This is a genomic window from Pseudomonas sp. Tav-5-1A (genome assembly GCF_055755055.1).
The window spans coordinates 256,739-282,569 of the sequence record NZ_CM146901.1 but is presented as its reverse complement, the minus strand read 5'-3'; the positions used below and the strand labels follow the sequence as shown (position 1 = coordinate 282,569).

At 64.9% G+C, this 25,831-nt stretch carries 29 protein-coding genes and 1 pseudogene; 14 read left to right on the top strand and 16 right to left on the bottom strand.

Annotated elements, in window-relative coordinates:
* Window positions 1-33: 33 nt before the first annotated feature.
* Window positions 34-501: a TIGR02444 family protein gene (locus AC0J42_RS01375; RefSeq protein ID WP_416421889.1), complete on the top strand. Its 468-nt coding sequence runs from the start codon at window positions 34-36 to the stop codon at window positions 499-501.
* Window positions 502-512: 11 nt separating this feature from the next.
* Here the strand turns inward: AC0J42_RS01375 and AC0J42_RS01370 are convergent.
* Window positions 513-1,388, bottom strand: a pseudogene (locus AC0J42_RS01370) (AlgP family protein); the annotation flags it as partial.
* A 239-nt stretch (window positions 1,389-1,627) separates the two neighbouring features.
* Here AC0J42_RS01370 and AC0J42_RS01365 point away from each other — a divergent pair.
* Entirely contained in the window at window positions 1,628-2,284 is a 657-nt protein-coding gene (locus tag AC0J42_RS01365; RefSeq protein WP_416421887.1) for an FKBP-type peptidyl-prolyl cis-trans isomerase, read from the top strand.
* 28 nt (window positions 2,285-2,312) lie between these two features.
* On the opposite strand, the gene rsd is transcribed toward AC0J42_RS01365, so the two are convergent.
* The 8 genes from rsd to AC0J42_RS01325 form a co-directional block, all read right to left on the bottom strand.
* Window positions 2,313-2,789 (bottom strand): sigma D regulator, encoded by a 477-nt coding sequence (rsd, locus tag AC0J42_RS01360; RefSeq protein WP_416421886.1) that lies wholly within the window; start codon window positions 2,787-2,789, stop codon window positions 2,313-2,315.
* Window positions 2,790-3,018: 229 nt separating this feature from the next.
* Window positions 3,019-3,534 (bottom strand): disulfide bond formation protein B, encoded by a 516-nt coding sequence (locus AC0J42_RS01355; protein ID WP_473005074.1) that lies wholly within the window; start codon window positions 3,532-3,534, stop codon window positions 3,019-3,021.
* A 195-nt stretch (window positions 3,535-3,729) separates the two neighbouring features.
* Window positions 3,730-4,968, bottom strand: a complete 1,239-nt coding sequence (locus AC0J42_RS01350; protein ID WP_416421884.1) for a heme biosynthesis HemY N-terminal domain-containing protein — start codon at window positions 4,966-4,968, stop codon at window positions 3,730-3,732.
* Window positions 4,965-6,077, bottom strand: a complete 1,113-nt coding sequence (locus AC0J42_RS01345) for a uroporphyrinogen-III C-methyltransferase (protein ID WP_416421883.1) — start codon at window positions 6,075-6,077, stop codon at window positions 4,965-4,967. The genes AC0J42_RS01350 and AC0J42_RS01345 overlap by 4 nt, the downstream gene beginning before the upstream one ends.
* Before the next feature lie 27 nt (window positions 6,078-6,104).
* A complete protein-coding gene (locus AC0J42_RS01340) occupies window positions 6,105-6,869 on the bottom strand; it encodes a uroporphyrinogen-III synthase (protein WP_416421882.1) in 765 nt (254 codons plus the stop codon).
* Window positions 6,866-7,807 carry a hydroxymethylbilane synthase gene (hemC, locus tag AC0J42_RS01335; protein WP_473005073.1) on the bottom strand — a complete coding sequence of 314 codons (942 nt, stop codon included), beginning with the start codon at window positions 7,805-7,807 and terminating at the stop codon, window positions 6,866-6,868. Before hemC ends, AC0J42_RS01340 begins: the two co-directional genes overlap by 4 nt.
* A gap of 90 nt (window positions 7,808-7,897) precedes the next feature.
* Window positions 7,898-8,644 (bottom strand): LytR/AlgR family response regulator transcription factor, encoded by a 747-nt coding sequence (locus AC0J42_RS01330; RefSeq protein ID WP_416421880.1) that lies wholly within the window; start codon window positions 8,642-8,644, stop codon window positions 7,898-7,900.
* Window positions 8,641-9,735 (bottom strand): sensor histidine kinase, encoded by a 1,095-nt coding sequence (locus AC0J42_RS01325; RefSeq protein ID WP_473005072.1) that lies wholly within the window; start codon window positions 9,733-9,735, stop codon window positions 8,641-8,643. Before AC0J42_RS01325 ends, AC0J42_RS01330 begins: the two co-directional genes overlap by 4 nt.
* Window positions 9,736-9,830: 95 nt before the next feature.
* On the opposite strand from AC0J42_RS01325, the gene argH reads away from it, so the two are divergent.
* Window positions 9,831-11,225, top strand: a complete 1,395-nt coding sequence (gene argH / locus AC0J42_RS01320) for an argininosuccinate lyase (protein WP_416421878.1) — start codon at window positions 9,831-9,833, stop codon at window positions 11,223-11,225.
* A gap of 19 nt (window positions 11,226-11,244) precedes the next feature.
* Here argH and AC0J42_RS01315 read toward each other — a convergent pair whose 3' ends face one another.
* On the bottom strand, window positions 11,245-11,919 hold the full coding sequence (locus AC0J42_RS01315; protein ID WP_416427516.1) for a glutathione S-transferase family protein: 675 nt from the start codon (window positions 11,917-11,919) through the stop codon (window positions 11,245-11,247).
* A gap of 145 nt (window positions 11,920-12,064) precedes the next feature.
* On the opposite strand from AC0J42_RS01315, the gene AC0J42_RS01310 reads away from it, so the two are divergent.
* The 3 genes from AC0J42_RS01310 to AC0J42_RS01300 all read left to right on the top strand — a co-directional run bounded on the left by AC0J42_RS01310 (window position 12,065) and on the right by AC0J42_RS01300 (window position 15,726).
* Window positions 12,065-12,361: a hypothetical protein gene (locus tag AC0J42_RS01310; protein WP_473005071.1), complete on the top strand. Its 297-nt coding sequence runs from the start codon at window positions 12,065-12,067 to the stop codon at window positions 12,359-12,361.
* A gap of 129 nt (window positions 12,362-12,490) precedes the next feature.
* Window positions 12,491-12,736, top strand: a complete 246-nt coding sequence (locus AC0J42_RS01305) for a TIGR02647 family protein (protein WP_416421876.1) — start codon at window positions 12,491-12,493, stop codon at window positions 12,734-12,736.
* Window positions 12,737-12,891: 155 nt separating this feature from the next.
* Window positions 12,892-15,726 carry a class I adenylate cyclase gene (locus AC0J42_RS01300; RefSeq protein WP_473005070.1) on the top strand — a complete coding sequence of 945 codons (2,835 nt, stop codon included), beginning with the start codon at window positions 12,892-12,894 and terminating at the stop codon, window positions 15,724-15,726.
* Window positions 15,727-15,729: 3 nt separating this feature from the next.
* Here AC0J42_RS01300 and AC0J42_RS01295 read toward each other — a convergent pair whose 3' ends face one another.
* Window positions 15,730-15,954, bottom strand: coding sequence for a DUF1289 domain-containing protein (locus tag AC0J42_RS01295; RefSeq protein ID WP_416421874.1), 225 nt, complete (start codon window positions 15,952-15,954; stop codon window positions 15,730-15,732).
* A gap of 2 nt (window positions 15,955-15,956) precedes the next feature.
* On the bottom strand, window positions 15,957-16,283 hold the full coding sequence (gene cyaY / locus AC0J42_RS01290) for an iron donor protein CyaY (RefSeq protein WP_416421873.1): 327 nt from the start codon (window positions 16,281-16,283) through the stop codon (window positions 15,957-15,959).
* 183 nt (window positions 16,284-16,466) lie between these two features.
* Between cyaY and lptM the strand changes: the two genes are divergently transcribed.
* Genes lptM through AC0J42_RS01260 form a run of 6 tightly spaced genes read left to right on the top strand, consistent with a single transcriptional unit; the run spans window position 16,467 to window position 21,059 of the window.
* Complete coding sequence (lptM, locus tag AC0J42_RS01285) at window positions 16,467-16,619, top strand: LPS translocon maturation chaperone LptM (RefSeq protein ID WP_416421872.1); 153 nt, start codon at window positions 16,467-16,469, stop codon at window positions 16,617-16,619.
* A 9-nt stretch (window positions 16,620-16,628) separates the two neighbouring features.
* On the top strand, window positions 16,629-17,876 hold the full coding sequence (lysA, locus tag AC0J42_RS01280) for a diaminopimelate decarboxylase (protein WP_473005069.1): 1,248 nt from the start codon (window positions 16,629-16,631) through the stop codon (window positions 17,874-17,876).
* A 4-nt stretch (window positions 17,877-17,880) separates the two neighbouring features.
* Window positions 17,881-18,711: a diaminopimelate epimerase gene (dapF, locus tag AC0J42_RS01275; protein WP_473005068.1), complete on the top strand. Its 831-nt coding sequence runs from the start codon at window positions 17,881-17,883 to the stop codon at window positions 18,709-18,711.
* Window positions 18,712-18,724: 13 nt separating this feature from the next.
* Window positions 18,725-19,462 carry a DUF484 family protein gene (locus AC0J42_RS01270; RefSeq protein WP_473005067.1) on the top strand — a complete coding sequence of 246 codons (738 nt, stop codon included), beginning with the start codon at window positions 18,725-18,727 and terminating at the stop codon, window positions 19,460-19,462.
* Between the two features lie 2 nt (window positions 19,463-19,464).
* A complete protein-coding gene (gene xerC / locus AC0J42_RS01265) occupies window positions 19,465-20,364 on the top strand; it encodes a tyrosine recombinase XerC (RefSeq protein WP_416421868.1) in 900 nt (299 codons plus the stop codon).
* A complete protein-coding gene (locus tag AC0J42_RS01260) occupies window positions 20,361-21,059 on the top strand; it encodes an HAD family hydrolase (protein WP_416421867.1) in 699 nt (232 codons plus the stop codon). Before xerC ends, AC0J42_RS01260 begins: the two co-directional genes overlap by 4 nt.
* Before the next feature lie 61 nt (window positions 21,060-21,120).
* Here the strand turns inward: AC0J42_RS01260 and sutA are convergent, their stop codons facing one another.
* From sutA to glnK, 4 genes are all read right to left on the bottom strand, one after another.
* Window positions 21,121-21,444 (bottom strand): transcriptional regulator SutA, encoded by a 324-nt coding sequence (gene sutA, locus AC0J42_RS01255; RefSeq protein ID WP_416421866.1) that lies wholly within the window; start codon window positions 21,442-21,444, stop codon window positions 21,121-21,123.
* A 101-nt stretch (window positions 21,445-21,545) separates the two neighbouring features.
* On the bottom strand, window positions 21,546-21,971 hold the full coding sequence (locus tag AC0J42_RS01250; protein ID WP_416421865.1) for a secondary thiamine-phosphate synthase enzyme YjbQ: 426 nt from the start codon (window positions 21,969-21,971) through the stop codon (window positions 21,546-21,548).
* Window positions 21,972-22,171: 200 nt separating this feature from the next.
* Window positions 22,172-23,509, bottom strand: coding sequence for an ammonium transporter (locus tag AC0J42_RS01245; protein WP_416421864.1), 1,338 nt, complete (start codon window positions 23,507-23,509; stop codon window positions 22,172-22,174).
* Window positions 23,510-23,544: 35 nt separating this feature from the next.
* Complete coding sequence (gene glnK / locus AC0J42_RS01240) at window positions 23,545-23,883, bottom strand: P-II family nitrogen regulator (protein WP_002555808.1); 339 nt, start codon at window positions 23,881-23,883, stop codon at window positions 23,545-23,547.
* Between the two features lie 412 nt (window positions 23,884-24,295).
* Here glnK and AC0J42_RS01235 point away from each other — a divergent pair, with 412 nt between their 5' ends.
* Window positions 24,296-24,556 carry an accessory factor UbiK family protein gene (locus tag AC0J42_RS01235; RefSeq protein WP_416421863.1) on the top strand — a complete coding sequence of 87 codons (261 nt, stop codon included), beginning with the start codon at window positions 24,296-24,298 and terminating at the stop codon, window positions 24,554-24,556.
* A 129-nt stretch (window positions 24,557-24,685) separates the two neighbouring features.
* Complete coding sequence (locus AC0J42_RS01230) at window positions 24,686-25,597, top strand: LysR family transcriptional regulator (protein WP_416421862.1); 912 nt, start codon at window positions 24,686-24,688, stop codon at window positions 25,595-25,597.
* Window positions 25,598-25,831: the final 234 nt, after the last annotated feature.

Genomic DNA, 25,831 nt, shown 5'->3' with positions numbered 1-25,831 from the left:
CCAGCTTCGACGACAACTGGCGCGAGAAGGACTATGCACTCTGACCTGTGGAGCTTTTCCCTGGATCTTTACACTCGCCTGGGCATCGAGCAAGCCTGCCTTGAATTGCAGGCCGAAGGTGCCAATGTGTGCCTGCTGCTAGGCGCTGCGTGGCTGGGGCAACTGGGGGTAGCCTGCAACGGCGACCGCCTGGCACGCCTGCGCGACCTGGGCCAGCCCTGGCATGACGAAGTCATACGGCCCTTGCGCCAGCTGCGCCAGAACTGGCGCGAGGCCGCAGCCAGCGACCCGGAGCTTGAAGCGCTGCGCGAACAGGTAAAGGCCCTTGAGCTGGAAGCCGAACGGCAGTTGCTGGAACGTATCGAGCTACTTGCCCAGGATTGGCAGGCAGAAGGCGCCGACGACCTGGCGGCCTGGCTGGACGGCGTGGCGCCGCCCATTGCCCGGGAGAAACAACGCGGCGCGCTGCAAAGGCTGCACGCCGCGAGTGTCGCCGGTTAAGAAGCGCTTGGCGCGCTGCTGCTGGCCGGGCTCGATGGCGCAGGCGAAGCGGCAGCCGGGGTTGGCGCGCTGGCCGGTGCTGGCGTAGCGGCCGCTGCCGGCTTGGCTGCAGGCGTTGCCGGCTTCTTCGCTGCAGGGCGCGCAGCGGCCTTGGCAGCCGGTTTCGCCGCAGGCTTGGCCGCAGGCTTCGCAGCAGCAGGCTTGGCTGCGGCTGGTTTCGCGGCCGCAGGCTTGGCTGCACTGGCTGGCTTGGCGGCGGCTTTTGCAGCTACCGGCTTGGCAGCAGCCCGCGCTGGCGCCTTGGCGGCGGCCGGTTTGGCGGCAGCGGTTTTCGCCGCTGGCTTGGCTGCGGCTGGTTTCGCGGCAGCTGGCTTGGCAGCCGGCTTGGCGGCAGCGGCCTTGGTGGCAGCCGGTTTGGCAGCGGCTGGCTTGGCAGCGGTGCGAGCCGGGGCTTTCTTGGCAGCAGCAGCGGCCGCAGGCTTGGCCGAACGTTGGGTCAGCGCCTTGCCGGCTGCTTCATGTACACGGCCGACCCCTTGGGCCAACTTCAAACTTTCTTGCGCATCGCGCTTGAGTTGCACGATGTAATTACGTGTTTCGGCCTGACGATCTTTCAGGGCTTCCAGCAGTTCTTCAAGTTCAGCACCCGCCGCTTTTGCCTTGGCCTGGGCCTTGGCTTTGCCAGCGGTGGCGGCTTCTTGAAGTTTGCTGCGTGACTTGTGCAGTTTTTCCTGAGCCTTGCCACGTTGTTTTTCCAACTTGGCCAGCAGTTTCTCGGCATCAGCCAGGGCCTGGGAACAGGCGCTTTCCAAATGCTCGAGCAGGCTGCTCGATAGCTGTTGGAGCAAATGCAACGGGGTATTGACTGGCTTCTTGTTAGCCGACATGGGTTACCTCCTGGCTGACGTGATTGCGGCTCATACTAGACCTGTGCAAGTGTCACCGCTAGACATTGTTGACAGTGCCAAACGAGCCGCGTTGCATGCCTGGGCAAAGTTGTTGTTAAGGGCAGTTCGAGACAAGTGTAGAAGTTATGGAAAAGTCTGCTGTCATCGACCTGAAATCTCTTCGCTTGGCAACTTGCGAGACTGGCATAATCACCCGCCTCCGAACAGGGAAATTCTCCATGTCGCGTTACCTGCTGCTGTTGCCGTGGCTATTGATTGGCCTGGCCCATGCCGACACCCCCACCAGCCCGCACGACCTGGCCTACAGCCTTGGCGCCAGCCTGGGCGAACGCTTGCGTGAAGAAGCACCCGGGGTGGACATCCAGGCGCTGCTCCAGGGCCTGCAGCAGTCCTACGAGGGCAAGCCCCTGGCGCTGCCGCCCGAGCGCATCGAGCAGATACTGCGCGAACACGACGAACAGGCCAGCGCCGAACCTGCCCCGTCGCCGGTGGAAAAAGCCTTGATGGCCGAACAGCGCTTCATGGCCGCCGAACGTGCGAAGGCGGGCGTGCATGAGCTGGCAGATGGGGTGTTGATGAGCGAATTGACGCCTGGCAGCGGGCCGCTGCCGCCGGCCGATGGCCGCGTGCAGGTAACTTATACAGGCACCCTGCCCGATGGCACCGTGTTCGACCAGAACCAGCAACCGCAGTGGTTCCGCCTGGACGCGGTGATCGCCGGTTGGCGCACCGCCTTGTCGAAGATGCCGAAAGGGGCGAAATGGCGAGTGGTGATCCCTTCCCAGCAGGCCTATGGCGCCGACGGCGCCGGCGACCTGATTCCACCCTACAGCCCGCTGGTGTTCGAGATCAGCCTGCTCGACGTGGGCGCCTGACGCCCCGCCCAGCAGCGCCGGCGGGAAATCACGCCTGGACGGCGGTGGCTTCGTCCTTGTGCGCGTTGTGCAGCACTTCGATCAGGCAGTCTTCCAGCTCGAAGCGCTCGTGCAGCCTTGAGCCCAGCTCCTTGAGCTTGCCGGTCAAGGTGGTTGCGCAGGAGCAGTCGCCCTTGTCGCAGTGGTCGTTGAAATCCAGCGCGAACTGGGTAATGGCCTCGATGCGCGGGAAAATCGTATCGGCCAGTTCGAGGCCGCGCTCATCGTCGAACGCCTTGGCCTCGGCGATCAGTTGCTCGTAGATCTCGAAGTGCCCGGCGGACACATAGTCCACCAGCACGCCACAGAACTCCTTGAGCTTCTTGCGGTTGCCGGCCAGCGCTTCGGGCGTCTCGCCAAGCTTGTCGAAAGCCTCGACCAGCTTTTGCCGCTCCTGCAGCCAGCGATCGATCAGCTTGTGCACCCCACCCCAGCGTTCCTGAGCATTCTGACAACTTTCCAACATGGTCTTTTCTTCCCTTTTGGGTCATGCCGCCATCGGCCCATTCCAAGACAGCTGGGATGCGGAACCGTTCGGAAAAAAGCAGCAATCAAAGCAGTCTGTTTTTCTATGGTGCGTGCTGGGAGATTATGCCCGTGCGTCTGCCGCTTCAAGTGTCCCTTCGATAAAGTTCATACAAGTGTTTAACCGGCGCACCCGCACGCCACCCCCGAAATCCGGGCACCGGCCCGAGTCAGGACGGCGCACGGGCGCCCAGGCGCAGCGCTTGCAGCCACCCACCCAAGGTCAACAGCAGCAAGCCGCTCAAGGCCAGCAGGCTCCATTCCGGGACGCTCATGTCCAACAGCGTCCAATTGACGCGGGCGCACTCCGGCGTCCCCAGGAGCAGGGTCTTGAGCGCCTCGGGAAACGGCAGCGTTGCCATCAGGTAGTCCAGCCCCGGCTGGCAGGCGACCTTCGGCTGCTCGCCATTGGCCTGCAGCCACAGCTGCCGCAAGGCCGCCGCGACAGCCGCGCTGATCAGCAGCGTATGCGCGACCAGATAACGACGAATACCCCGCAGGCCCGGGCCATGGACACAGGCTGCCAGGCAGGAAAGGGCCAGCAGGGCAATGAAGAAACGCTGCACCAGGCACAACGAACAGGGCACCAGCCCGATCTGCCATTGCAGGTAATAGGCAGCGGCAAGGATGCCCATGGACATCAGGAAACCCAGCAGAAACAAGGAGCGCGATCGAGCCAGTACCATGGCAAATCCAGTTACGCGACAGTTGGAAAACTACGGTAGAGGAAAGCCCGGAATGCTTTCAAGCTGTGTCCTGAAGGACATTTCTCTATTCGTGTAGGGAAAATCCGACTGAAGCGCAGGGACAGGGCAAAGTCGGTCGAGGGAAGCGGCCCGGCAACGTGCAAGCCACGTTACCAGGCCGTTTATCACGCCCGTTCAGGCGCGGGCAGGTTCAGGCAAGGGCAACGCCAGCAGACGCTCGTCCAGCAGCCCCAGGCCTTCCTGGAACAGCTGGTTGCTGCGCTCGGTGTCTCCCAGGCGCGCCAGCAAGCGCGCCAGTTCAGCGCAGGCTTCGGGGTTGCGCTGCAGCCGCAGGCTGCTTTCCAGGTAATCGCGCGCCTTGCCCCACAGGCTGTTTTGCAGGCTCAGGCGGCCCAAGGTCAGCAGGAGGCTGGAGTCGTCGGCGTGCTGCTTGAGCCAGCCCTCGGCGGCCTGCAACTGCTTGGCCGGGTCGCTGCCTACCACCAGGCCATACAGCCGGGCCAGGTGGCTGTCGTAACCACGCTTGAGCGTGGCGCGCAGGATGGCCTCCGCGTCGGCCTGGGCGCCTAGCTGGCGCAGCTGGTCGGCGTAGGCCAGCACCAGCGCAGGCTCCTGGCGCTGGCCGGCGCTGAGCTGTTCCCAGGCACGCTTGAGCGCCTCGACCGCGGCTTCACCGTCTTCGCGGGTAGAGGTGAGCGTGAGGTTTTCGCCCCAGGCCCGGTGCTCCAGCTCGGTCAGTTCAGCAGCGGTGACCGCCTTGCTCTTGCGCAGCTCGGGCAGCAGGTGGATCACCGAGGTCCAGTCGCCACGCTGCTGGTGCAGGCGCTGCAACTGGCGCAGCACCTGGACGTTGCCGGGGTGGCGCTCGCGCATGGCTTCGAGGGTGTCGCGAGCGCCCTGCATGTCATTGCGGTCCACTTGCAGTTGGGCGTGGGTCAGGGCCACCGCAAGCTCGGCCTGGGGCTGACGCTCCAGGGCGCGCTCAAGCAGGTTGTCGCAGTCTTCGTGGCGGCCCAGCTCGTTGGCCGCGCGCGCAGCGCCCAGGTAATACAGCAAAGGTTGGCGCTCAGCCTCGGCGGCGCGGTGCAGGTTGCGCTGGGCGCTGGCCCAGCGGCCTTCGGCCAGGTCCAGTTGGCCCTGCTCGATGGCCACCTGGGTGCGACGCTGGCGGTTGCGGCCAGACCAGGGATTGACCACCCCCGCAGAGGTCAGCACCAGGCTGAGCAACACCCACAGCACGAACACCGCCAGCACCAGCACCACCAGCGCCGCCAGGGTGGACCACAGTCCCGACTCATAACGGAACACGTGGGGGTAGTCGATCAGCACGTAGCCTGGGTGCTTGGCGATGCCCAGCCCCAGGCCGACGGCCACGGCAATGGCGATGAAGACCAGGACATAGGCACGCTTCATGGGCGTGCCCCCGCTTGCGGCTGGGTCATCAGTGCCTCGGCAGGCATGTGCCGATGCTCCAGGTAGTTCTGCACCGCCTCGAGGCTGGCGTTGAGGTCCGGCGTGACCACCGACACCGGCTGCCCCTTGAGGGCATCCAGGCGGGCCAGCATCGAGCGGCTCTCGGTGTTGTCCTGGTTGAAGCTGGCCAGCAGGATGCTGCGGGCCTCATCCAGCGCCTGCCCATAGACCTTCGGCTCGCCATTGAGCGCGGCCCACTGGGCCTGTTCCAGCGCCAGGCTCAACGCCAGGCGCACCTGGTTCAGGCTCTGCCCGGCCAGCAGCGGACGAATGTTCTCGTCGGGGCGGAAGTCAACGCGGAAATAGCTGGAAATCTTGTGCCACCAGCGCTCCCAGCGGTCATCGTCGCCGGCCAGGGTGGCACGCTCGGCGTCACCCTGGGCCTGGAACTCCGGCGCCAGGGCCGAGAGGCCCACGGTCTGGTCGCGCAGGGCGCCCAATTGCAGGAACAGGCCGGTGCGGTCCGGCTGGTCGACGCTGGCCAGCGACGCCAGGGACTTGGCCAGCTGTTCACGGGCGGCGAAGGCCGAGGGGTCATCCTGTTCGCGCAAGATCTCGTCCGCGCCCTGGACCAGCGCCTTGGCGCTGGCGATGTCCTGCAACGCCGACAGGCGCAGGCTGGCCAGGCGCAACAGGTGCTCGGCCTCGGCCAGGCGCCAATCCTTGCGGCTGGCACCCAGCACCGTTTCCAGGCGCTGGCTGAGGCGCTGCTGGTCGCCCTGCAACTGCGCCACCAGGCGGCGGCGGTCTTCCAATTCATCGGCGCTAGGCAGTTGCCCCAGGCGCGTGGTGAGCGCCTGCTCACCCTGGCTCAACGCCTGGGCCTGGCTGTCGAGCGCCTGCAGTTGCCCGGACTGGGCCTGGTGGCCCGCCTGCAACTGGCGCAACTGCCAGACGCTCCAGCCACCGACCGCGACGCCGGCAGCGCCCAGCAGCAAGGCCACGACCGCGATACCGGCGGCGCCACGGCCAGACTTCTTCACCACAGGGGGGACAGCCGCCTGGGGCGTCGACTGCAGATCATCTTGGGGCAAGACTGTTTCGCTCACGTATCCATCCTTTGCATAGGGCAGGTTTCACCCGGGTAGGCGGTGTTCTTGCAGGGCCGCCAGCAAGGCCGCGGCGCTGGCGCCACGGCAATCCACTACATGGCGAGCGCCGGCGGCCTGGGCCAGGGCGGCGACTCGCGGGCTGGGCACGAACAGCGGTAACCCGGCCAATTGTGGCCAGTGCTCACCGGCCAGTTGCTGCAAATGCTCGAAACCCTGCCCACTGCTGACCACCAGCGCGTTCAGGCGTTCCGCCGTTACCCGCTGGTACAGCGCCTGCGCCGGGTAATCGGGCAGGCTGCGACGGTAGAGTTGCAGATAATCGACAGTAGCACCCTGCTCGCGCAAGTGCTCGGCCAACAATTCGCGGCCGCCCTCGCCGCGCAGGATCAGCACCCGCGGGTAAGGCTGCTGCAGCGCCTGGGCCAACTCCGGCAGGGCCAGCAACGCTTCGCTGTCGTCGCCCTGGGGCGGCACGTGCACGCGCAGGCCGTAGTCCTCGAGGATGGCCGCGGTGGCCGCGCCCACGCTGAACCAGCTTTGCAGCGGCGGCTGCGGCCAGTACTGGTCAATCAGGTCCAGGCCCAGCCGTGCGGCCGGCTTGCTGACGGCGATCACCGCGCAGTACTGCGCCAGGTTCAACACCTGGGTGACCATTTGCGGCGTGACCGGCAGGGGCTCGATATCGAGCAGGGGCATGCTGGCGCTGTAGATGCCGGCGGCGTCCAGCGCTTGCGCCACCGCGGCCGATTCCTCGGCAGGGCGCGTCAGCAGCAGGCGCCAGCCCGTCACGGGTGGCCGTCCTCGCCATAGACGGCCTTGAGGATCTGGTCGGCGCCCTGGTGCAGCAGCGCTTCGGCGACCTCGATGCCCAGGCGCTCGGCGTCGCCCCGCGGGGCGCGAGCCTGGGCGCTGAGCAGGCGGCCGCCATCGGGCTCGCCCACCAGGCCACGCAGCCACAGCTGCTCGCCTTCCAGCACGGCGTAGCAGGCGATAGGCACCTGGCAACCACCGTTGAGGTGCTTGTTCAGGGCACGCTCGGCAGTGACCCGGGCGGCAGTATCGCTGTGATGCAGCGGCGCCAGCAGCGCGTGGATTTCGCTGTCGGCGGTGCGGCATTCGATGCCCACGGCGCCCTGGCCGCCGGCTGGCAGGCTGTCTTCGATGCTGATGCTGTCGGTGATGCGCTCCTCGAAGCCCAGGCGGATCAGGCCGGCGGCGGCCAGGATGATGGCGTCGTACTCACCGGCGTCGAGCTTGGCCAGGCGGGTATTGACGTTGCCGCGCAGGAAGCGGATCTGCAGGTCGGGGCGGCGCGCCAGCAGCTGGGTCTGGCGACGCAGGCTGGAGGTGCCGACCACGCTGCCGGCAGGCAGGACTTCGAGGCTTGGGAAGGTGTTGGAAACGAAGGCGTCGCGCGGGTCTTCGCGCTCGCAGATGCAGTACAGGCCCAGGCCTTCAGGGAAGTCCATGGGCACGTCCTTCATGGAGTGCACGGCAATGTCGGCTTCGTTGTCGAGCAGGGCGTTTTCCAGCTCCTTGACGAACAGGCCCTTGCCGCCGATTTTCGACAGGGGCGAATCAAGCAACTTGTCGCCGCGACTGACCATCGGCACCAGGGTCACCACCAGGCCGGGGTGAGCCTGTTCCAGGCGGGCCTTGACGTATTCGGCCTGCCACAGGGCCAGGGCGCTTTTACGGGTGGCGATGCGGATCTCGCGAGTAGGCATGAATCAATCCGTGCTGGGTAGATGGGCCGATCATACCAGCATCGCGGGAGCAGCATGGCGGCCGGAGCGGGTTCGCCCGCTCCGGACGGCCTACAACTGTTGCATCATTTTGCGCACACCGGCCACGTGGCGGCGGCTGACGATCAGCGCATCGCCATTGAGGCCCTTGAGGAACAACTGGAAATGCCCCAAGGGCGTGCGTTGCAGGCGTTCGATGCGGTCGCGGGCGACCAGCGCGTTGCGGTGGATACGCACGAAGCGGTCGCCGAACTCGTCCTCCAGTGCCTTGAGGGGCTCGTCGAGCAGCACCTCGCCGCCTTCATGGCGCAGGGTCACGTACTTGTGGTCGGCAATAAAATAGATGACCTGGTCCAGCGGAATCAGCTCGATACCCTTGCGCGTGCGTGCGCTGATATGGGTGCGCGGGCCGCTGCCGCTTTCGGCGGCGGGACGGGTCAGCGCGGAGAGCTGCGCACGGTTGGGGCGTTCGGCTTTTTTCAGCGCTTCGAGCAGGTGCTCGGGGCGCACCGGTTTCACCAGGTAGCCCAGGGCGCTGGTCTGGAAGGCGTCCAGGGCAAATTCATCATGGGCGGTACAGAACACAACCGCCGGCGGCGCCTCGCGCTCGCACAGCTTGGCTGCAACCTGCAGTCCATCAAGGCCGGGCATGCGGATGTCGAGCAACACCACGTCGGGCTTGAGGCTGTCGATAAGGGCCAGGGCCTCCTCGCCATTGGTGGCGCTGGGCTCTAGCACACTGTAACCCTCGAGATCGCTGACCAATCGGGTCAGGCGCTCGCGGGCCAGGGGTTCGTCATCAACGATCAGGACATTCATATAGCACTGGATTCCTGCGTGAGTCTCGCACAAGGATAGCGTAGACAGGTGAAGTGACGACCGTCACGGCGATCCACGCTCAGACTCGCGCGCGGGCCAAAAAGTGCCGCAAGTCGAGCACCAATATTTGTCAGTGCCTGGTGAGTACCGCCCGAAGCCCGCGGCGGGGCGGCTTCGTCGTAGGGATTGCTTACACACAATATGAACTCTCCCCCTTTATAGTCGGCTTCCACCCGGATCACACCCCCTTCTATGCGTGGGGCCACTCCGTGGATCAGGGCGTTCTCCAACAACGGTTGTAAGGTTAGCTGCGGGATCGGCAGGTCATCGGGAATTGTGTCGACCCTCCAGTCCAACTGTAGACGCTCGCCAAGACGATATTGCTCAATCCGTAAATATCGTTTCGACAGGGCCAGCTCCTCGCGCCAGCTCACCAGGGTGCCGGCCTTGCCGAGGCTGGCGCGGAACAGGTCGGAGAGGTCGAGCACCGCCTGCTCGGCGCGCACCGCGTCCACCGGCACCAGGCTGGCGATACTGTTAAGCGTGTTGAACAGGAAGTGCGGCTTGATGCGCGCCTGCAAGGCTTCCAGCCGTGCCTGGAGCTCGGCCCGTTGCTGGATGCGCCATTGGCTCTGCAGGTAAAAATAGCGCAACAACAGCGCCGACATGATCAGCGCAATCAGCCCGTGCCGCAGGTAACGGTTGAATATGCCGAAGGAAAGATCTGAAGCAGGCGTAGCCGGCACCAAATGCAGGTAATCGGTCAACCCGGTGGCCAGCAGGGTCAACGCCACCACCATGGCACAGCAGGCGCCGCCGGCAGCGCCGGGGTGCAGGCGCGCCAGCCAGGGGCGCAGGCCACACAGCAGCGCCGCCGACAACAGCACCAGCCACTGCACGAACAGCGACGTCAGGGCCAGCCGCGACCAGTCGAAGCCCGGCGCACCGGGATCGGCCAGCACCAGTACCAGCACCAGCAGTTCGGCCAGCATCACCAGCACCAGCAATGCCTGCGCCTCGCACAGCACCGGCAGGAAGAACTCCTGTTGCGCACGCTGGCGGCGTGCGGCCTTGCGTCCATCTGTAGGCATTATGTGCATTCCACTGGGCACTCAATCCCCGAGCGGATTGAAGCCCTGTTATTATTGCAGCCAATTTCCCGTTCACGCCTTCAACGAGCGAATTCATGAGTACTGACAAGACCAACCAGTCCTGGGGCGGCCGCTTCAGTGAGCCCGTCGACGCCTTTGTCGCCCGCTTCACCGCATCCGTCAACTTCGACCAGCGCCTCTACCGTCACGACATCATGGGCTCGATCGCCCACGCGACCATGCTGGCCAAGGTCGGCGTGCTCACCGAGGCCGAGCGCGACACCATTGTCGATGGCCTGAAGACCATCCAGGGCGAGATCGAAGCCGGCACCTTCGAGTGGCGTGTGGACCTGGAAGACGTGCACATGAACATCGAGGCGCGCCTGACCGACCGCATCGGCATCACCGGCAAGAAGCTGCACACCGGCCGCAGCCGCAACGACCAGGTGGCCACCGACATCCGCCTGTGGCTGCGCGACGAGATCGACCTGATCCTGGGCGAGATCACCCGCCTGCAAAAAGGCCTGCTGGAGCAGGCCGAGCGCGAAGCCGAGACCATCATGCCCGGCTTCACCCACCTGCAGACTGCACAGCCGGTTACCTTCGGCCACCACCTGCTGGCCTGGTTCGAAATGCTCAGCCGCGACTACGAGCGCCTGGTGGACTGCCGCAAGCGCGCCAACCGCATGCCCCTGGGCAGCGCCGCGCTGGCCGGCACCACCTACCCGATCGACCGCGAACTGACCTGCCAGCTGCTGGGCTTCGAAGCCGTGGGCGGCAACTCGCTGGACGGCGTGTCGGACCGTGACTTCGCCATCGAATTCTGCGCCGCCGCCAGCATCGCCATGATGCACCTGTCGCGCTTCTCCGAAGAGCTGGTGCTGTGGACCAGCGCCCAGTTCCAGTTCATCGACCTGCCCGACCGCTTCTGCACCGGCAGCTCGATCATGCCGCAAAAGAAAAACCCCGACGTGCCCGAGCTGGTGCGTGGCAAGAGCGGCCGCGTGTTCGGCGCGCTGATGGGCCTGCTGACCCTGATGAAAGGCCAGCCACTGGCCTACAACAAGGACAACCAGGAAGACAAGGAACCGCTGTTCGACGCCGCCGACACCCTGCGCGACTCGCTGCGTGCCTTTGCCGACATGATCCCGGCCATCAAGCCCAAGCACGCCATCATGCGCGAAGCGGCCCTGCGCGGTTTCTCCACCGCCACCGACCTGGCCGACTACCTGGTACGCCGCGGCCTGCCGTTCCGTGACTGCCATGAAATCGTCGGCCACGCCGTGAAATACGGCGTGGACAGCGGCAAGGACCTGGCCGAGATGAGCCTGGAAGAACTGCGCCGCTTCAGCGACCAGATCGACCAGGACGTCTTCGAGGTGCTGACCCTGGAAGGCTCGGTCAACGCCCGCGACCACATCGGCGGCACCGCACCGGCCCAAGTACGCGCCGCCGTGATCCGCGGCCAGGCCCTGCTGGCCCAGCGCTGATCGCCTGTAGCCGCTGCCGCTAGCCTGCGGCAGCGGTTACCGGGTTGAGTTGCGCCAGGAACCGCAGTTGGTCATTGGCCCTGCGGCTGGCAACCTCCACCACGTTGGGGTTGAGCGCCAACAGCGCCAGCAGCGCTTGCGCACCCGGCAGGCCCTCCAGGAAATCGATGTCAAAAAGCTTCAACCCTACCTCCCTGGCGAGGTCCACGCTGTACAGGAAGTAGATATCGGCAACCGTAGGCTCGCCCCCCGCGACGTACGGGGTAAATGATGCTCCTTCAGCCAACGCGGCAAACCCCTTGACCAGGTCTCGCCTGGCCTTCTCCTTCAAGGCCGGTGGCGTTGCGCGCCCGCCGAAGAACACCTCCGGGTAACAGAGCCGCGCGGGCAGTTCGATGTACAGCTCTATTTCCTTGGCCAACGCCTTCACCCGCGCCCTGTCGAACGGGTCGCGAGGCAATAATTGCCGTTGCGGGTACACCTCCTCCAGATAACCGAGTATCACGTCCGTTTCAGTCAAATATCCGTCCGGGGTGCCCAGCACCGGGATTTTTCCACGACGGCTCACCGCCATGACCCCGGGGCTCTGGCAGCCGTGTAGCAACACCTCTTCGAACGGCAGGCGTTTCTCCAGCAATGCCAATTGCACCATGTTGAAATAGTTACTGGATGCAAACCCGTACAACTTGAGCATCACCTGACCTCCATGGCCTTGAACGAGAGCGGCCAAACTAGGCAGCCGCCGATGGGCGATGGGCCATTCTGTATTTCAAGACGCGTCAGCTGATGCAAAGCCGACCAATACCGTTAAACTGGCGGCCTACCGTGAGGAACCTGCAATGACCGACGCCACCCAACGCGACGACGAAGACGAACAATTCGCCGAAGACACCCTGATCCAGGCCATCGAGAACCAGATCGAGAGCGACAACCCGCCTGCAGCCAAGGCCACGTTCAACAAGCTGACGCTGGTCGGCTACGAGCGCGACGACATCCTCGAAATGATGGCCCACGTGCTTGCCGTAGAAATCGACAAGATCCTGGAAGAAGACCGCGCGTTCGACACCGAATGGTACGAAAAGGCCCTGCGCGCCCTGCCCGAGCTGCCACCCGAGGCGAAGCCCGAGCAGGACTGAGTTTCCCGGCAGAATCGCTGCGGCCTTACTACACTGGAAATGCCCCGCTGCCCTCCACGCAAACCGGGGCCTCCACGGCCTGCCCCCGCTGGGGCTGGCCGTCTATTCCTAGAAAAGTCCGGAGTACCTATGTCGTATACCCCTGAGCTGGTCGCCGAACTGGAAATCCTCGCGCTGTTCAATCTGGACAACACCCAGGAAGGCCTCAAGATCCACCACACCGCCACCCCACAGGCCATCGCGGCGGCCAAGCGGCTGCACGACAAGGAACTGATCACCCAGGTCGACGGCGGCTACCTGACCAGCGGCGGGCTACAGGCTGCGCAGCACGCCCAGGCGCTGCTGACCGTGCTGGGTGTCGGCGAACCCGCCTGACGCCACTGCTCGCGCCGGCGCCAGATGGGGTGCCGGCGCTGCCGTTATTTTTGCCAATCTGGCTCAAACTCTTCTCAAGGCTGCCGATAACCGGCTGAAGGCGGGTGTTCCGCCCTGCCCACGTCACGTCGCCCAGCAGTCGATTCGAGCCACAGATGCCGCGCACCCATGAAATCCGCCCCGATCTGGACGAGGGAATCGATCGCAAGGTTCTCGCGACCCTGCGCGCACGCTTCCTGACGCTGAACCAGGGCCGGCTGGGCCGCGCCATGGAAGGGCTGTCGACCCGCCAGCAACAGGTGCTGACGCTGTTGCCGCTGTTCTTTCACGTCAACCACCCGCTGCTGCCCGGCTATGTCTCGGGCAATACCCCGGCCGGCCTGTCGAACTACGAGCCCGAGCCCGAGGTGCTGGCCGAAGCCCAGCGCCTGACGCGCTCGTTCTCCTACAAGGCGCGCCATGGCAACCCGCCACGCCCGCTGCACGGGCTGTTCCTGATGGGTAGCCTGGGCACCCTGGCCCAGGCCGAACAGAGCGACATGGACTTCTGGGTGTGCCACGACACCGAACTGGGCGCTGAAGCAATCGCCGAACTGCGCAAGAAATGCCAGCTGCTGGAAGCCTGGGCCGCGACCCAGGGCGCCGAGGCGCACTTTTTCCTGATCGACCCGCCGCGCTTCGTGCGTGGCGAGCGCGACACCGAACTCAGCTCCGAAGACTGCGGCACCAGCCAGCACTACCTGCTGCTGGATGAGTTCTACCGCACCGCCATCTGGCTGGCCGGCCGCACACCGCTATGGTGGCTGGTGCCGGTGTACGAAGAGGCGCGCTACGCCCAGTACACCGAGACCCTGCTGGGCAAGCGTTTCATCCGCGCCGAGGACGTGCTGGACCTGGGCCACCTGGCGCACATTCCCGCCGGCGAGTTCATCGGCGCCGGGCTGTGGCAACTGTTCAAGGGCATCGACTCGCCCTACAAGTCAGTGCTCAAGCTGCTGCTGACCGAGGCCTACGCCAGCGAACATCCAGAGGTGCGCTGCCTCAGCCTGCGCCTCAAGCAGGCGGTGTACGCCAACCAGGTCGACATCGACGAACTGGACCCCTACATGGTGGTGTACCGGCGCATCGAGGAATACCTGCTGGCACGCGGCGACATCGACCGCCTGGAACTGGTGCGCCGCAGCCTGTACCTGAAGGTCAACAAGAAGCTGACCGCCGGCTCCCGGCAACGCCCGCCCAGCTGGCAGCGGCAGGTGATGCAGCGCCTGGCGGCGGAATGGGGCTGGGACAACCGCCACCTGGCGTTGCTGGACAGCCGCAGCCAGTGGAAGGTGCGCCAGGTGACCAGCGAACGCCGGGCGCTGGTCAATGAACTCAACTACAGCTACCGCTTCCTCACCCAGTTCGCCCGCGACCAGCAGGCGGTGAACCGCATCAACAGCCGTGACCTGAGCATTCTCGGGCGGCGCCTGTACGCCGCGTTCGAGCGCAAGGCCGGCAAGGTCGAGTTCATCAACCCCGGCATCGCCCCGGACCTGGCCGAGGACACCCTGACCCTGGTGCAGTCGCCTAACCGCAAGGAACCGGGGCAAGTACTGTGGGGCCTGTACAACGGCAACCTGGGCGCCTATGAGTGGGAACACTTCGCGCCCTTCAAGCGCAGCCGCCACCTGCTGGAAATGCTGGTGTGGTGCCACCGCAACGGCGTGATCGACAGCAGCACGCGCCTGGCCTTGCACCCTGGCGAAAGCGACCTGACCGAATTCGAGCTGTTCAACCTGATCGCCAGCCTGCAACAGAGCATCCCGTTGCCCCTGGGCACGGTGGCCGATGAGCAGCTGCTACGGCCCACAGTGCCGGTTGAAGTGCTGTTGCTGGTGAACGTGGGCATCGACCCGCTCAAGCACCACCGCGACCTGAACATCCTGATGACCACCGAACGCACCGACTCGCTGAGCTACGCGGGGGTGCGGGAGAACCTGGTGCTGACCCTGGACCAGGTCGTGCTCAACAGCTGGAACGAGGTGCTGGTCAACCGTTTCGACGGCCCGACGGCCTTGATGGATTGCCTGCGCGACTACCTCAATCATCTCCCCGCCGGCACCACGCCACGGGTGCGGGTGCGCTGCTTCTGCCACAACCGCGCCCAGGCCATCGCCCAGCGCGTGGAAGCCCTGCTGGCCACCGCCCAGCAACTGCTGCGCAGCGGCCAGCACTACCGCTACCTGATCCAGGTGCAGCAGCAGTATCACGTGCTGGAATTGGTACCGGGCAACGTGCGCCACATGGCGCTGCCTACGGTGGCGGCACTCGTGCAATACCTGGGCGAGGACCTGCCGGGCTACAGCCCGCTGCACCTGGACGGCAACGCCCTGGAAGAGCACGACCTGGCCGTTGTGCTGCCGCTGGGGCAACCCGAATGCGTGCAGCTGTTCTACCGCCTGCAGGACAGCTGGGCCGACGTCTACGTGCTGGATGAGTTGAACGCGCTATGGCACCAGCGCCTGCCGCTGCACGACGAAGCCAGCCTGTTGGTGCCGATGCAACGTTTCCTGCAGTCGGTGCTGCGCCGCCGCAACGCGCTGCAGGCAGTGGATGGCCATGACCAGCAGGTGCTGTATTACCAGTTGCTGCCCACTGGCAGCGGTCGCGCCCGCAGCGCCGAGGCTCGGCCGGGGCCGCCGACGGCCACCAGCAAGCGTTACTACGATGTGCAGGCGATTATCGAACGCTCGCCACCCGGCCAGGTGCACGTGACCCTGTACTGCAATCAACGCGAGTTCTCCGAGCTGGAGCATGGCGAGCAGTTGTTCAGCGTGGTGGCCCGGCAGATCCTGAAGCAGCGCACCGAGCCCATGGCCTACCGCTGCTACCTCACCGACCTGGACCTGTCGGGCCTGCTGGGCGACACGCCGGGCGCCACCCACCTGTACCTGCGCTACAAGGCCGACCTTGAGCGCTCACTGAACAACGCCTTGAGCCAGATGTAGGCCTCAGGCCGTGCCGGCGCGGCGCTCGGCGGCCTGGTCGCAGATCTGCCGGCGACGGGCGTCGTCGGCCGAACGCCATTCGCGGATGTCTTCCACGTGGCGGAAACAGCCCTTGCAGACCTTCTGCTCATCGAGCCGGCACAGGCTGATGCAGGGTGACGGCACCGCCGGGCTGACGTTGCTGAACAGGGGCTTGGGCGCACGGGGCGCTGGCGCTTGGGTGGTCACGCTCAGATCTCTTCGAAGTCCAGCTTCACGCCGGCCTGTTCCCAGGTGGCGCGGGTGAGGATCTCGCCCAGCAGCTCTTCGGACTTCTCGCATACCCACTTGCCCATCTCTTCGTCGTAGTCGAAGTGGTAGCCACCCGAACGCGCGGCCAGCCACAGCTGGCGCAGGGGTTCCTGGCGGCTGATGATCAGTTGGCTGCCGTTGTCGAACTTGATGGTCATCAGGCCGGACGAAATCTCGACGTCGTCGGCGTGGTCTTCGAACAGTTCTTCCAATGCCTGTTGCGTGGCATCGACCAGGTCATGAAAGCGCGCTTCGGTCAAACTCATTGCGGGAACCTCGTAAGTGTCCAATCACACTGCAAGCGCGGGAAGATACGAGCAGCGCGCGCCGATTGCAAAGTTATTACGACCAGTTACCCCCCCTGGGCGTAGCGACCGGGCATCAATAGGCAAGGCGCCGGGTGGCCGGTATACTCGGGCGCAATTAATGCTTTTACAAAGGATTTCGCCATGAAGCGCCTGATTTCCGCCCTTGCCGCGCTGGTCGCGGCTGCCTGCCTGCTGTCCGCCTGCGGCCAGAAAGGCCCGCTGTTCCTGCCGGACGGCCAAAAATCCACCGTGCAACAGGACGGCTCGTCGAAATCGCACAAACACATGATGTAAGGGAAGACCATGGACGCTTTCAACTACCGCGGCGGTGAGCTGTTCGCGGAAGGCGTGTCGTTGGCTTCCATTGCCGAGCGTTTCGGCACGCCAACCTATGTCTATTCCCGTGCACACATCGAACAGCAGTACCGGGCCTATGCCGACGCCCTCGCCGGCATGTCGCACCTGGTCTGCTTCGCGGTCAAGGCCAACTCCAACCTCGGCGTGCTGAACCTGCTGGCCCGCCTGGGCGCAGGCTTCGACATTGTCTCGGGCGGTGAGCTGGAACGCGTCCTGGCCGCTGGCGGCCGTGCCGACCGCGTGGTGTTTTCCGGCGTCGGCAAGACCCGCGAAGACATGCGCCGCGCCCTGGAAGTGGGCGTGCACTGCTTCAACGTCGAGTCCACCGACGAACTGGAGCGCCTGCAACAGGTGGCCGCCGAGCTGGGCGTGCGCGCCCCGGTGTCCCTGCGGGTGAACCCCGACGTCGACGCCGGCACCCACCCGTACATCTCCACCGGCCTTGCGGAAAACAAGTTTGGCATCGACATCGTCGCCGCCGAAGACGTCTACGTACGCGCAGCCCAGCTGCCGAACCTGGAAGTGATCGGCGTCGATTGCCACATCGGCTCGCAGCTCACCAGCCTGGAACCCTTCCTCGACGCCCTCGACCGCCTGCTGGGCCTGGTCGACCGCCTGGGCGACTGCGGCATCTTCCTGCAACACATCGACCTGGGCGGTGGCCTGGGCGTGCGTTACCAGGACGAGCAACCACCGCTGGCCGGCGACTACATCAAGGCCGTGCGCGAGCGCCTGCAAGGCCGCGACCTGGCGCTGGTGTTCGAGCCGGGCCGCTACATCGTCGCCAATGCCGGCGTGCTGCTGACCAGGGTCGAGTACCTCAAGCACACCGACCACAAGGAGTTCGCCATCGTCGATGCGGCCATGAACGACCTGATCCGCCCGGCCCTGTACCAGGCCTGGATGGACGTCAGCGCCGTGCAGCCGCGCGAAGGTGAAGGCCGCAGCTATGACATCGTCGGGCCCATCTGCGAGACCGGCGACTTCCTGGCCAAGGCGCGCCAGCTGGCTCTTGCCGAAGGTGACCTGCTGGCCGTGCGTTCGGCCGGGGCGTATGGTTTCGTCATGAGCTCGAACTACAACACCCGCGGCCGTGCCGCTGAAGTGCTGGTCGATGCCGACCAGGCGTTTGAAGTGCGCCGCCGTGAAACGGTCGCCGAACTGTTCGCGGGCGAAAGCCTGTTGCCGGAGTAAACCCATGCTGCTTCGTTTTACCAAGATGCATGGGCTAGGCAATGACTTCATGGTCCTGGACCTGGTCAGCCAACACGCGCATATCCTGCCCAAGCATGCCAAACAATGGGGCGACCGCCACACCGGCGTCGGCTTCGACCAACTGCTGCTGGTGGAGGCGCCGAGCAACCCGGACGTCGACTTCCGCTACCGCATCTTCAACTCCGACGGTTCGGAAGTGGAACAGTGCGGCAACGGCGCGCGCTGCTTCGCCCGCTTCGTGCTGGACAAGCGCCTGACCGCCAAGAAGCGCATTCGCGTGGAAACCAAGAGCGGCATCATCGAGCTGGATATCCGCAACGACGGCCAGATCAGCGTCGACATGGGCCCGCCACGCCTGGTGCCCGCCGACATCCCGTTCGTGGCCGACGCCCAGGCGAAGAACTACGACGTCGAAGTCGACGGCCAGGTGGTGAACCTGGCGGCGGTGTCCATGGGCAACCCCCATGCGGTGCTGAAGGTCGACGACATCAACGCCGCGCCGGTGCACCAGCTGGGCCCGAAAATCGAACACCATCCGCGCTTCCCGGCGCGGGTCAACGTCGGCTTCCTGCACGTGATCGACCGTCAGCGCGCGCAACTGCGCGTTTGGGAACGCGGCGCCGGGGAAACCCAGGCCTGCGGTACCGGCGCCTGCGCCGCCGCGGTCGCCGCCATCAGCCAGGGCTGGATGGATTCACCGCTGTTGATCGACCTGCCCGGCGGGCGCTTGTCCATCGAATGGGCGGGCCCCGGCCAGCCCGTGCTGATGACCGGCCCGGCGGTGCGCGTCTACGAAGGACAAGTGCGTCTATGAGCGAGCCACGACCATGACCAAGAAGCCCCAGGCACCTGCACCACAGCCCCTTGATAACGTTGAGGACAGCACGGCGCCGGCCCCCGGGGCTGATGCGGTCGCAGCGTTCCTGCAAGCCAACCCGGAGTTCTTCGTGGAACGCGAGGAACTGCTGATCAGCCTGCGCCTGCCGCACCAGCGCGGCGACACCGTGTCGCTGGTGGAACGGCAGATGAAGCTGCTGCGCGAGCGCAACATCGAGATGCGCCACCGCCTGTCACAGCTCATGGACGTGGCCCGCGACAACGACCGCCTGTTCGACAAGACCCGCCGGCTGATCCTCGACATCCTCGATGCCGCCAGCCTGGAAGAAGTGGTCATCGCCGTGGAAGACAGCCTGCGCCAGGAATTCCAGGTGCCCTTCGTCAGCCTCATCCTGTTCAGCGAGATTGCCACCCCGGTGGGCCGCTGGGTCAGCAGCAGCGAGGCGCACCAGGCCATCGGCGCGCTGCTGTCGGGCGGCAAGACCGTCAGCGGCAGCCTGCGCGACCATGAACTGGACTTCCTGTTCGGCGAGGAACAGCGCAAGCAGGTCGGCTCCACCGCCGTGGTCGCGCTGACCCACCAGGGCCTGCACGGCGTGCTGGCCATCGGCAGCCGCGACCCCCAGCACTACAAGAGCTCGGTGGGCACGCTGTTCCTGAGCTACATCGCCGAGGTGCTGGGCCGCGTGTTGCCGCGCTTCACCGGCAGCCTGCGCTCGGTACGCTGACCATGCAGGCGCACCTGGACGCTTACTGCGCGCACCTGCGCAGTGAGCGGCAAGTGTCCGACCACACCCTGCAAGCCTACCGGCGCGACCTGGACAAGGTGCTGGCGTTCTGTGAGAAAGAACAGCTGGCCAGCTGGAACGCCCTCGACATCCAGCAGCTGCGCCGCCTGGTCGCCCGCCTGCACCAGCAGGGGCAATCCTCGCGCAGCCTGGCACGCCTGCTATCAGCGGTGCGCGGCTTGTACCGCTACCTCAACCGCGAAGGCATCTGCAGCCACGACCCGGCCAACGGCCTGTCGCCACCCAAGGGCGAGAGGCGCCTGCCGCGCACCCTCGACACCGACCGCGCGCTGCAGTTGCTGGAAGGCGCCGTGGAGGACGATTTTCTCGCCCACCGCGACCAGGCCATGCTGGAGCTGTTCTATTCCTCGGGCCTGCGCCTGTCGGAGCTGACCAGCCTGAACCTTGAGCAGCTGGACCTGGCCGACGGCCTGGTGCAGGTGCACGGCAAGGGCAGCAAGACCCGCGTGCTGCCAGTGGGCCGCAAGGCGCGCGAGGCGCTGCAGCAGTGGCTGCCCCTGCGCGGCCTGAGCAACCCCGCCGACGACGCGGTGTTCGTCAGCCAGCAGGGCCGGCGCCTGGGCCCGCGGGCCATCCAGCTGCGGGTCAAGGCCGCCGGCGAGCGCGAGCTGGGCCAGAACCTGCACCCGCACATGCTGCGGCACTCTTTCGCCAGCCATTTGCTGGAGTCGTCCCAGGACCTGCGCGCGGTGCAGGAAATGCTCGGCCACGCCGACATCGCCACCACGCAGATCTACACCCACCTGGACTTCCAGCACCTGGCCACGGTCTACGACAGCGCCCACCCACGGGCCAAACGCAGCAAGGACAGTGACACATGAGCATCGAGCTGATCACCTTCGACCTCGACGACACCCTGTGGGACACCGCGCCCGTCATCGTCAGCGCCGAAGCGGTGCTGCGCGATTGGCTGGCCAGGCACGCACCGAAATTGGGCGGGGTGGAAGTCGAGCACTTGTTCGCCATTCGCCAGCGCCTGGTGGATGCCGAACCTGGCCTGAAGCACCGCATCAGTGCGCTGCGCCGCCTGGTGCTGCTGCACGCCCTGCGCGAAGCCGGCTACCCGGAGGCCGAAGCCGTGCCGCTTGCAGAAAAGAGCTTCGAGGTATTCCTACACGCCCGTCACCAGATCGAGGTGTTCCCCGAAGTGCTACCGGCACTGGAACAACTGGGCCAGCACTACACCCTGGGCGTGGTCACCAACGGCAACGCCGACGTGCGCCGACTGGGCCTGGCCGACCGCTTCGGCTTTGCCCTGTGCGCCGAGGACCTGGGCATCGGCAAGCCAGACCCGGCGCTATTCAACGAGGCGCTCAAGCGCGCCGGTGGCGTAGCGGCCAGTGCCGCGGTGCATGTGGGTGACCACCCCGGCGACGACATTTTCGGCGCCCAGCAGGCCGGCTTCCGGGCCATCTGGTTCAACCCGCAGGGCAAGGCGTGGGAGGCGGACCACAAGCCGGACGCCGAAGTGCGCAGCCTGCTGGAAATCCCGCAAATCCTCGCACGCTGGAAATAACCAACGCCCAGGCATGAAAAAGCCCGCAGCGACGGCGGGCTTTTTTCATGCAAGCAGGGACTCAGATAGGGCGGCTGCCGTATTTGTTGTCCGGCTTCTTGGGCGGGTCGGCGACCACGTTGGCCTCGACTTCCTGCACCTTGCCACCACGAGCCAGGAATTCTTCCATGGCGCGGGCAAGGGCATCACGCTCCTTGTTCTTGGCTTCAATGCTAGGCAGTTCGTCTACCGACACTGCAGCCTTGGATTTGCCTTTGGCCGAGGGCGCGGGGGTATCGTCGCCACTGTCGTCGGCAACGTCTTCAGCTGCCGCTTCCAGGCCTTCCTCGGTATCGTCCTCGTCACCTACTTCGAGTTCGTCGTTTTCCAGATCATCGTCGCTCATGTTCTACCTCATGACTTGCGAAAAGCAGATTATTTATAGCGCAGCCTGACCGTCTGTCGATGGCTGCCAGGAAAAATTCATATCCGTCGGTTTGCCGACGGTCATTTGGCCTCGCCCTGCAACGTGGCGAGCACCCTGCGAGCACCGCCATGATCACGGTGCTCACCCAAATACACACCCTGCCAGGTACCCAGCGCCAGCCGCCCGTCCCGCACCGGCAACGTCAGTTGACAGCCTAGCAAACTGGCCTTGAAGTGTGCCGGCAGGTCATCCGCGCCTTCGTCGTTGTGTTCATAGCCGCCGTCGCCCTGGGGCACCAGGCGGTTGAAGAAACGCTCGAAATCACGCCGAACCGCAGGGTCGGCGTTCTCGTTGATGGTCAACGACGCCGACGTATGTTGCAGCAGCAGGTGCAGCAGGCCGATACGGCATGCACGCAACTCTGGCCAGTCGTGCAGCAGCTCATCCGTTACCAGGTGAAAGCCGCGCGGCCTTGGCTTCAAGGTGATCAACCGTTGCTGCCACATACCATTCTCCACACGTTCGGGGCGCATTCTAGCGCGCTCTGGGAAAAAGCAAAGGGGCTAAATTCATCATTGCCTGTAAGCCTTTCGCCTACATGGCACGGTTGCTGGAACTTGGCTGGCAGAAACCGTTTGCGCCCTGGACAAATGACAAATCGCAGGCAAAAAAATGCCCGGCAAGCCGGGCATTTTTTCGCAGGCGGTTACAGGTTGTAGCCGCGCTCGTTGTGTTGCGCCAGGTCCAGGCCAACCGACTCTTCTTCGTCGTTGACGCGCAGGCCCATGACCACGTCCAGCACCTTGAGGATGACGTAGGTCACCACGGCGGTGTAGACGATGGTGAACGCCACGCCCTTGCACTGAATCCAGACTTGGGCAGCGATGTCGGTCACGGTGCCGAAGCCGCCCAGCGAAGGGGCTGCGAACACGCCGGTCAGGATAGCGCCGAGGATACCGCCGATACCGTGCACGCCGAAGGCGTCCAGGGAGTCGTCGTAGCCCAGCTTGCGTTTCAGGGTGGTGGCGCAGAAGAAGCACACCACGCCAGCCGCCAGGCCGATGACCAGGGCGCCCATCGGGCCCACGGTACCGGCAGCCGGGGTGATGGCTACCAGGCCGGCAACCACGCCCGAAGCGATACCCAGGGCGCTAGGTTTGCCGTGGGTGATCCACTCGGCGAACATCCAGCCCAGTGCAGCGGCCGCGGTGGCGATCTGGGTGACCAGCATGGCCATGCCGGCAGTGCCGTTGGCAGCGGCGGCGGAACCGGCGTTGAAGCCGAACCAGCCTACCCACAGCATCGCTGCGCCCATCAGGGTGTAGCCCAGGTTGTGCGGGGCCATCGGGGTGGTCGGGAAGCCTTTGCGCTTGCCCAGCACCAGGCACGCCACCAGGCCTGCGATACCGGCGTTGATGTGCACCACGGTACCACCGGCGAAGTCCAGCACGCCCCAGTCACCCAACAGCGAGCCCGGACCGGACCAGACCATGTGCGCGATCGGTGCGTACACCAGGGTGAACCAGATGCCCATGAACACCAGCATGGCCGAGAATTTCATGCGCTCGGCGAAGGCACCCACGATCAGCGCCGGGGTGATGATGGCGAAGGTCATCTGGAAGGTGACGAACACCGCTTCCGGAATCAGCGCCGCAGGACCAGTGATGCTGGCCGGGGTGATACCCGCCAGGAACGCCTTGGCCATGCTGCCGAAGAAGGAGTTGTAGTTGACGACGCCAGCTTCCATACCGGTGGTATCGAACGCCAGGCTGTAGCCATAGATGGTCCACAGAATGCTGACCAGGCCGGTAATGGCGAAGCACTGCATCATCACGGAAAGAATGTTTTTCGAACGAACCATGCCGCCGTAGAACAACGCCAGGCCAGGAATGGTCATGAACAGCACCAGGGCGGTAGACGTCAGCATCCACGCGGTATCGCCCGAATTGAGCACCGGTGCCGGAACCGGATCAGCCGCCAGGGCCATGCCGGGTATTACGAGGGACAACAGGGCTCCTAGCCCTGCGAATTGACGCAGAGTCATATTGTTTTCTCCTGGGGCGTTGGGTTTGGGGCGGCTTAGATCGCGTCGGTATCGGTTTCGCCGGTACGGATGCGAATGGCCTGTTCCAGATTGACCACGAAAATCTTGCCGTCGCCGATCTTGCCGGTGTTGGCAGCCTTGGTGATCGCCTCGATCACCCGGTCCAGATCCTTGTCGTCAATGGCGACATCGATCTTCACCTTGGGCAAAAAGTCGACCACGTATTCCGCGCCGCGATACAGCTCGGTGTGACCCTTCTGGCGCCCGAAGCCTTTCACCTCGGTTACGGTAATGCCCTGCACGCCGATTTCAGACAGCGACTCGCGGACGTCGTCCAATTTGAACGGCTTGATGATGGCAGTGACTAGCTTCATGAAACTCTCTCCCGAATTAGTGGACTTGCCCCAGGAAAACAAACCCAGCTCAAGTCTAAGCGCAGTGCCTGGCTTTGTAACGCGTCGTCGGTCCCACATCCCCAGACCAACCACCAGTACCGCTCCTGACGAAACACATCCCGCTCCGCCTGCGCACTGCATTCGTCACATCGACTGCATCAGTGCATGGGTCAATGCTGTGTAAGCAGAAAGCTTGCCATGTCCGTGCAACCCAACAAATTCGGCGTGTTTCCCCTTGCTTGTCGCCCTCGCCCCACATCTGATCAACGGTTGCGCCCTATCCTGGTGCGCACTCGAACGTGGCGATGCGCAAAAACCGTGCGGCCGCCACGCCACTGACTATAGACGCCTGCGTGTTACACTCCAGGCCATCAGATTCAGGAATTTCACCATGCTTGCGCCCAAAGCCTTCCTCGACGCCCTTGGCGACCACGCCTCGCGCCTGTTCAGCAGCGACACCAGCCAGCCACGCGCCGAGCTGGAAAGCCAGTTCAAGGTGCTGCTGCAAAGCGGCTTCAGCAAGCTGGACCTGGTAAGCCGGGAAGAATTCGATAGCCAGATGGTGGTGTTGGCCCGCACCCGCGCGCGCCTTGAAGCGCTGGAAGCGAAGATGGCCGAACTCGAAGCCCGCCTGGCGCCACCTGCGGAATAACCACTCAGCTCGCGCCCGGTGACGCGGCCTGCGGCCGCTGCTACGGGGCGGTGGGTTTGTAGCATTGCGTCATACAAACCCGCACCTCTACACTCCAGCCATACGCGAATGGACTGGGGGCAGCCGCCGATGAACCGCAATGAATTGCGCAAGGCCGACATCAACCTGATGGTGGTGTTCGAGACCTTGATGCTCGAGCGCAACGTCACCCGCGTCGCCGAAAAGCTGTTCCTCGGCCAGCCCACCATCAGCTCGGCGCTCAACCGCCTGCGCAGCATGTTCAACGACCCGCTGTTCGTGCGTGTCGGCCACCGCATGGAGCCCACCGCCCGCGCCGAGGAACTGGCCCGGCACCTGTCGCCGGCCCTGGACGCGCTGTCCATCGCCATCAGCCTGAGCCACGACTTCGACCCCGCCGTCAGCAACTCCACCTTCCGCATCGGGCTGTCGGACGACGTCGAGTTCGGCCTGCTGCCGCCGCTGCTGCGCGCCCTGCGCCAGGAGGCGCCGAAGGTGGTGTTCGTGGTGCAGCACGTGGACTACTGGCGCGTGCCCGACCTGCTCGCCTCCGGCGAAATAACCGTGGGCATCAGCCAGACCCGCGGCCTGCCGGCCAACGCCAAGCGCAAGCTGCTGCGGCGCATCCAGCCGCGCATCCTGCGCGCCGACAAATCCGACCACCCCCTGACCCTCGACGAATACTGCGAACGCCCCCACGTGCTGGTCTCGCACATGGCCAACACCAGCGGCGTGGTGGACGAGTGGCTGGAAGAAATCGGCCGCAAGCGCAACGTCGTCCTCTCCGTCCCCCAATACAGTGCCCTGCCCGCCCTGCTGGCCGGCACCGACCTGCTCGCCGGCGCCCCCGACTACGCAGCGAACGCGATGGTGGGCTACGGCAACCTGTACACCGAACCGCTGCCGTTCGACACGCCTACGCTGGACCTGTCGATGGTGTGGTTGAGCGTGATGGATACGGACCCGGGGGAGCGGTGGTTGAGGTCGCGGCTGGAGGCGTTCATGAGTGATTTGCCGCGCTGACTTCGCCACGTAGCCGCTGCCGCAGGCTGCGCTGGCCATTGCGTGCACTGAAAATGTTGGTCTGCAATGAGGGCCAGCGCAGCCTGGCGGCAGCGGCTACGGTGCAACGCCCTCCCTTCTGGCGCCCATCCGCAGCTATAACGAAGCAGGTCTTACTTTCCCACGCCCACTGAGCTGAAGGAAAATTCCGAATTTTCCGTGTAGCCTTGCGCGGGCGCCGCGTATCGAACCGAA

Excerpts from the sequence above, each read along its gene's own strand:
- glnK (WP_002555808.1), bottom strand. The coding sequence starts at position 23,883 with ATGAAGCTAGTCACTGCCATCATCAAGCCGTTCAAATTGGACGACGTC.
- AC0J42_RS01375 (WP_416421889.1), top strand. The coding sequence starts at position 34 with ATGCACTCTGACCTGTGGAGCTTTTCCCTGGATCTTTACACTCGCCTG.
- AC0J42_RS01325 (WP_473005072.1), bottom strand. The coding sequence starts at position 9,735 with ATGCCTACAGATGGACGCAAGGCCGCACGCCGCCAGCGTGCGCAACAG.
- AC0J42_RS01245 (WP_416421864.1), bottom strand. The coding sequence starts at position 23,509 with ATGACTCTGCGTCAATTCGCAGGGCTAGGAGCCCTGTTGTCCCTCGTA.
- rsd (WP_416421886.1), bottom strand. The coding sequence starts at position 2,789 with ATGTTGGAAAGTTGTCAGAATGCTCAGGAACGCTGGGGTGGGGTGCAC.
- lysA (WP_473005069.1), top strand. The coding sequence starts at position 16,629 with ATGGACGCTTTCAACTACCGCGGCGGTGAGCTGTTCGCGGAAGGCGTG.
- argH (WP_416421878.1), top strand. The coding sequence starts at position 9,831 with ATGAGTACTGACAAGACCAACCAGTCCTGGGGCGGCCGCTTCAGTGAG.
- xerC (WP_416421868.1), top strand. The coding sequence starts at position 19,465 with ATGCAGGCGCACCTGGACGCTTACTGCGCGCACCTGCGCAGTGAGCGG.
- hemC (WP_473005073.1), bottom strand. The coding sequence starts at position 7,807 with ATGCCTACTCGCGAGATCCGCATCGCCACCCGTAAAAGCGCCCTGGCC.
- AC0J42_RS01315 (WP_416427516.1), bottom strand. The coding sequence starts at position 11,919 with ATGCTCAAGTTGTACGGGTTTGCATCCAGTAACTATTTCAACATGGTG.
- AC0J42_RS01305 (WP_416421876.1), top strand. The coding sequence starts at position 12,491 with ATGTCGTATACCCCTGAGCTGGTCGCCGAACTGGAAATCCTCGCGCTG.
- cyaY (WP_416421873.1), bottom strand. The coding sequence starts at position 16,283 with ATGAGTTTGACCGAAGCGCGCTTTCATGACCTGGTCGATGCCACGCAA.
- AC0J42_RS01330 (WP_416421880.1), bottom strand. The coding sequence starts at position 8,644 with ATGAATGTCCTGATCGTTGATGACGAACCCCTGGCCCGCGAGCGCCTG.
- AC0J42_RS01300 (WP_473005070.1), top strand. The coding sequence starts at position 12,892 with ATGCCGCGCACCCATGAAATCCGCCCCGATCTGGACGAGGGAATCGAT.
- AC0J42_RS01350 (WP_416421884.1), bottom strand. The coding sequence starts at position 4,968 with ATGAAGCGTGCCTATGTCCTGGTCTTCATCGCCATTGCCGTGGCCGTC.
- AC0J42_RS01310 (WP_473005071.1), top strand. The coding sequence starts at position 12,065 with ATGACCGACGCCACCCAACGCGACGACGAAGACGAACAATTCGCCGAA.
- AC0J42_RS01270 (WP_473005067.1), top strand. The coding sequence starts at position 18,725 with ATGACCAAGAAGCCCCAGGCACCTGCACCACAGCCCCTTGATAACGTT.
- AC0J42_RS01235 (WP_416421863.1), top strand. The coding sequence starts at position 24,296 with ATGCTTGCGCCCAAAGCCTTCCTCGACGCCCTTGGCGACCACGCCTCG.
- dapF (WP_473005068.1), top strand. The coding sequence starts at position 17,881 with ATGCTGCTTCGTTTTACCAAGATGCATGGGCTAGGCAATGACTTCATG.
- AC0J42_RS01230 (WP_416421862.1), top strand. The coding sequence starts at position 24,686 with ATGAACCGCAATGAATTGCGCAAGGCCGACATCAACCTGATGGTGGTG.
- sutA (WP_416421866.1), bottom strand. The coding sequence starts at position 21,444 with ATGAGCGACGATGATCTGGAAAACGACGAACTCGAAGTAGGTGACGAG.
- AC0J42_RS01355 (WP_473005074.1), bottom strand. The coding sequence starts at position 3,534 with ATGGTACTGGCTCGATCGCGCTCCTTGTTTCTGCTGGGTTTCCTGATG.
- lptM (WP_416421872.1), top strand. The coding sequence starts at position 16,467 with ATGAAGCGCCTGATTTCCGCCCTTGCCGCGCTGGTCGCGGCTGCCTGC.
- AC0J42_RS01250 (WP_416421865.1), bottom strand. The coding sequence starts at position 21,971 with ATGTGGCAGCAACGGTTGATCACCTTGAAGCCAAGGCCGCGCGGCTTT.
- AC0J42_RS01365 (WP_416421887.1), top strand. The coding sequence starts at position 1,628 with ATGTCGCGTTACCTGCTGCTGTTGCCGTGGCTATTGATTGGCCTGGCC.
- AC0J42_RS01260 (WP_416421867.1), top strand. The coding sequence starts at position 20,361 with ATGAGCATCGAGCTGATCACCTTCGACCTCGACGACACCCTGTGGGAC.